Genomic DNA, 4,731 nt, shown 5'->3' on the forward strand with positions numbered 1-4,731 from the left:
CCCGCCGCGGTGCCGGCGCCGTCCGACGACTTCACCGCCCCCGCGTGGGGCGAGCGCTGGGTGTTCGACAACCCGGGACGTGACGAGACGGCCCGGGCCCGCTTCGACGACGGTCTCGCGCTGCGCGGCAAGGGCTCCGGCCCCGCCGACTCGTCGCCGCTGACCGCGTGGGCGATGGACGAGTCGTACGAGGTGGAGGTCGAACTCGAGGTGCCGGAAGTCGCCCATGCCGCATCAGTGCAGGGTGGGCTGCTCCTCTACTTCAACGACCGGATGTTCTTCGGGATGGGCTGGGACGGCGGTTCGCTGCACAGCTATGCGGGCGGCATCCGCACGCACTGGCGGGAACCCGCCGAGCCGGGGACCGTCATCAGGCTGCGTCTCCGGAACGACCGGCACATCGTCACCGGCTGGCATCGGGCCGCCGACGGCGACTGGGTGCGGCACGGCGTGCGCTACGACGTCGCCGGCGCGCACTCCGCGACGATGAACGACCTCAAGAGCCTGCGCCCTGCGCTGTTCGCGGCCGGTGACGGCGAGGTCGTCTTCCGACGGTTCCGGTACCGCGCTCTGTGCGACGGGAGCGCCGCATGAGCGTCGACATCGAACGGCTCCTCGGCCGGATGACCTGGGAGCAGAAGCTCCTGCAATTGCAGATCGTGTGGCGCCCGGATGCCGCCGAGCGCGACGACCTCGTGCGCCGCGGACTGGGGGCGACCTTCTGGCCGCCGAGCGTCGGCGAGGCGAACGCGCTGCAGCGGATCGCCGTGGAGCAGACCGCGCACGGCATTCCGCTTCTGATCGGCCTCGACGTGGTGCACGGCCAGTTCACGATCTTCCCGACTCCACTCGCGCAGGCGGCGAGCTTCGCCCCGGAGGTCGCCGGGGACGATGCCCGGGTCTCGGCGGTCGAGGCGCGGGGCAACGGCGTCAACTGGACGTTCTCGCCGATGGTCGACATCACGCGCGACCCGCGGTGGGGCCGCGTCGTCGAGGGATTCGGCGAGGACGTGCACCTGGCGTCCGCGTTCACCGCCGCCAAAGTGGCGGGCTACCAGGGCACTCAGCTGTCCGCGCCGGACAGCGTCGCGGGATGCCTCAAGCACTTCGTCGCCTACGGCGCTGCGGAGGCGGGGCGGGACTACAACACCACGGACGTCTCCGACCGGCGGCTGCGCGAGACCTACCTCGAGACGTTCCGCGTGGGCGTCGAGCACGGAGCGGCGGCCGTGATGGCCTCCTTCAACGCCCTGAACGGTCACCCTATGCACGCGAACCGTGCGCTGCTCACCGGCGTGCTCAAGCAGGAGTGGGGGTTCGACGGGGTCGTCGTCGGGGACGCCGACGGCGTCGCTCAGCTCGTCGACCACGGCATCGCCGCCGACGAGCGCGCGGCGATCGCGCTTGCTCTCGAGGCGGGCGTGGACCTCGTCATGGGCGGGACGCTGCTGGTCGACGCCGACGGCACCGCGCTCCTCGGCCCCGCGGATGTGTCTCCGGACCGGATCGACGACGCCGTGCGGCGAGTGCTGCGGCTGAAGGAGCGCCTCGGGCTGTTCGAGAATCCGTTCTCGGATGCCGCAGCCGCCGGCAGGACCGCGGAGCACCGGATGATCGCCCGCCGGGCGGCGGAGCGCTGCACGGTCCTGCTCACCAACAAGGGAGCCCTCCCACTGCCGGCGACCGGCCGCATCCTGCTCGCGGGCCCGTACGCACGGAGCCTCGACCACCTCGGCGCCTGGGTGCAGCGCTTCGCGATCGCACCGGGCGAGTCGCTCGCCGACGCGCTGGCGCAGGAACTGCCGCGTGTCGACTGGGACGTCGCTGACGGTGAGGACTTCTTCCACCTCGCCGACGCGGACCTGGCCGACATCCAAGGGCGTGCGGCATCCGCCGACCTCGTCGTGCTCGCCCTCGGCGAGCCCAGCCGGCTCTCCGGCGAAGCCGCATCGCGTGCCGACATCACGCTGCCGGACGCGCAGCGCCGGCTCATCCACGCCCTCGCGGACGCAGGGGTGCGGATCGTCGTGGTGCTCGCGACCGGTCGTCCGCTCGTCGTCGAGGACTGGGTCGACCGGGTCGACGCGCTGCTGTGCTCCTGGCACCTCGGCACCGAGGCGCCCGCCGCGATCGCCGCCACGCTGTCGGGACGCGTGAATCCCGGCGGACGGGTCCCCATGACCTTTCCGCGGGCGGTCGGCCAGGTGCCGATCCACTACGACCACGAGCGGACGGGCCGCCCGCCCCGCACCGGCGGCGGGCTGCTGCGAGGTGTCGACGCGGTGGCGTCGGATGCCGCGGAACTGGCCGGGCCGAACAACACGGACGACCACTACACGTCCAAGTTCCTCGACCTGCCCCTGGGACCGCGCTTCGATTTCGGGCACGGGCTGACATACACGACGTTCGGGCTCGACCATCTCACCGTCTCCGCCGGGTCGGTGGATCCGGAACGCCTCGACGACGGCGTGGACGTGCAGGTGACGGTGCGCAACACCGGCCGACGCGACGGAGACGACGTGCTCATGCTCTTCGTCACGGACGAGGTCGCGTCGGTCACCCAGCCGGTGCGGCGTCTGCGCGGATTCCGGCGTGTGCACGTTCCCGCGGGGGAGTCCGTCACGGTCGCGTTCCCGCTCACCGTCGACGACCTGGGCTTCTGGGCGGACGGCGGCACGCGCCTCGTCGAGCCGGGGGACTTCACCCTGACGGTCGGCGACGGCATGTCGTCGCTGACCGCGCGACTTCGAGCGGAGGCTTCCCGATGACCCTGCAGCGGCTGCGCGAGGCGATCACCGGCGATGTGCCGAACGCGATCATGCCCCTCTTCTGGCAGAAGGGCGGCCGCGTCGAGTCGGTGAGGACCGAGATGGAGCGGATCGGGGATGCCGGCATCGGCGCCGTGATCCTCGAGGCCCGGCCGCACCCCGAGTTCCTCGAGGACGGCTGGTGGCGCGACGTCGACGCGGTGCTGGAGATCGCGCGGCGCCGCGGCATGACGGTGTGGTTCTTCGACGACGACACGTTCCCCACCGGTCACGCCGGGGGAGCGGTCGCGCAGGCGCCCGCCGAGCTGCGCCGGCGGTTCCTCGTCGAGCGGCACACCGACGTGGTGGGCCCGGCCCGCGGGGCATCCCTGATCGTCGACCGCACCGCGTTCTTCGGACCCGCGGCCGCGCTCGACCCGGGGACCCTCCTGCGGGTCATCGCGTACCCGCGCGCCGAGGACGGCGGCGAACTGACCGGGGAGCCGGTCGACCTCACCGACCGGATCGTCGACGGCGTCGTCCGCTGGGACGTCCCGGACGGCTGGTGGCGCGCCTTCTTCGTGTCCGTCGCGACCGACGGCGGCAGCGCGCGGCACGCCGACCACATCGACTACCTGAACCCGGCATCCGTCCGGCTGCTCGTCGACAGCGTGCACGAGCGCATCCACGCCCGCTACCCTCACGAGTTCGGCACCACGATCGCCGGGTTCTTCAGCGACGAGCCCGGCTTCTACAACGACCCCGACACGTTCGACTTCGCGTCGGCGCTGGGCAAGGCCGTCCCGCTGCCGTGGAACGACGACGTCGCCGGCGCGCTGTCGACCGCGCTCGGGACGGACGCCGGGCTCCGGCTGCCGCTGCTGTGGGCTCCGGCCGGAGGGGCCGAGCGGTGTGTGCGCGCCGCGTACATGGATGTCGTCTCGCGGCTGTACTCCGACAACTTCAGCCGGCAGCTCGGCGACTGGTGCCGCGCGCACGGCGTCGAGTACATCGGGCACGTCATCGAGGACAACGGCGCCCACGCCCGTCTCGGACCGGGCGCCGGCCACTACTTCCGGGCGATGGCGGGCCAGGACATGGCGGGCGTCGACATCATCGGCGGCCAGGTGGTGCCGGGGTTCTCCCGCGGCCCGTTCGCCAACATGTCCGGAGCCGCCGACGGCGAGTTCTTCCACTTCGGTCTCGCCAAGCTCGCCTCCTCTGCCGCGCACCTCGACCCGCTCAAGGCCGGGAGGTCGATGTGCGAGACGATCGGCGCCTCCGGCTGGTCCGCGGGCCTGCGCCTGTTCACGTGGCTGACCAACCACCTGCTGGTGCGCGGGGTCACGCACGTCGTGCCGCACGCGTTCTCGCCCGCGCCGTTCCCCGACCTGGACTGCCCACCGCACTTCTACGCGCACGGGCACAACCCCCAGTACCGGTACCAGCACGTGCTCAGCGCCTACACGAACCGGCTCAGCCACCTGCTGCAGGGCGGCGTGCACGTGGCCCCGCTCGCGGTGCTGTATCACGCCGATGCCGAGTGGCTGGGGCAGGCGCAGCCCTGCGAGCGTCCACTGCGCGCGCTCATGGAGGCGCAGCTTGATGCCGACATCGTGCCCGGCGACGCCTTGCCCGACGCGCGCGTGGACGGGACGGCGTTCACCCTCGGCGACGAGGCCTACGACGCGCTCATCGTTCCCGGCAGCGCCTTCCTGCCGGCGTCGATCGCGGACCAGTTGCTGCGCCTGGACGAAGCGGGCATCCCGGTCGTGTTCGTCGACCGGGTGCCCGCCGTTCAGGCCGGACCGCCGATGGCGCTCGCCGACCGGTTCCGGGCGGTGCCGCTCGCGGAATTGGCCGAGAATGCCGCCGCGCTGACCCTCCGGGCGGTGCGGGTCGCGGCATCCGCCCCCGGGTTGCGCGTGCTGCGGCGCGACCTCGGACCCGTCGACGTCGTGATGCTCGTCAACGAGTCAGTGCG

2 protein-coding genes and 1 pseudogene are annotated in these 4,731 nt (G+C 72.4%); all 3 read left to right on the plus strand.

Annotated elements, in window-relative coordinates; translation table 11 throughout:
* A pseudogene (locus tag VJR25_RS02995) lies at positions 1–594 on the plus strand (xylan 1,4-beta-xylosidase); the annotation flags it as partial.
* A complete protein-coding gene (locus VJR25_RS03000) occupies positions 591–2,768 on the plus strand; it encodes a glycoside hydrolase family 3 N-terminal domain-containing protein (protein WP_324112383.1) in 2,178 nt (725 codons plus the stop codon). The pseudogene VJR25_RS02995 and the gene VJR25_RS03000, both read left to right, overlap by 4 nt.
* Positions 2,765–4,731 (plus strand): hypothetical protein (locus VJR25_RS03005; RefSeq protein WP_324112385.1); only part of this gene is annotated, 1,967 nt, incomplete at its 3' end. The genes VJR25_RS03000 and VJR25_RS03005, both read left to right, overlap by 4 nt.

The organism is Microbacterium sp. (genome assembly GCF_035277845.1).
GTDB lineage: Bacteria > Actinomycetota > Actinomycetes > Actinomycetales > Microbacteriaceae > Microbacterium.